The sequence below is a fragment of the Streptomyces sp. M2CJ-2 genome, assembly GCF_016757295.1.
GTDB lineage: Bacteria > Actinomycetota > Actinomycetes > Streptomycetales > Streptomycetaceae > Streptomyces.
The window spans coordinates 1-409 of sequence record NZ_JAESIF010000303.1 but is presented as its reverse complement, the minus strand read 5'-3'; the positions used below and the strand labels follow the sequence as shown (position 1 = coordinate 409).

Annotated in this window: 1 protein-coding gene; it reads right to left on the bottom strand. The window is 74.8% G+C overall.

Going from position 1 to position 409, the window contains the following annotated elements; translation table 11 throughout:
• A partial coding sequence (locus JL475_RS39395) for an acyltransferase domain-containing protein (RefSeq protein WP_202282981.1) occupies positions 1–409 on the bottom strand: 409 nt, incomplete at both ends.

The following is a 409-nucleotide window of genomic DNA, read 5'->3' as shown; positions in this document are numbered from 1 at the left end:
CTCCAGAGCGGTCCGCACCCCCATGTCCGCCAGGGTGCGCACCCCGTCGGCGAACCGCACCGCCTCCCGGACCTGACGCACCCAGTACTCCGGCGAGCACAGCTCCTCCACCGACGCCACCGCGCCCGACACACCGGACACCACCGGCACCCGCGGCGCCGCGTACTCGACGACCTGGAGGACGCGGCGGTATTCGGCGAGCATCGGCTCCATGAGGGAGGAGTGGAAGGCGTGGCTCACGCGCAGGCGCTGGGTCCGGTGGCCCAGCGCGGCCAGCTGCTCCTCCACGGCCGTGACGGCGTGCTCCTCACCGGAAAGGACCACGGCACGCGGCCCGTTGACGGCGGCGATGTCCACGCCCGGGCCCAGGAGGGGGCGGACGTCCGCCTCGGCGGCGGTGACCGCCACC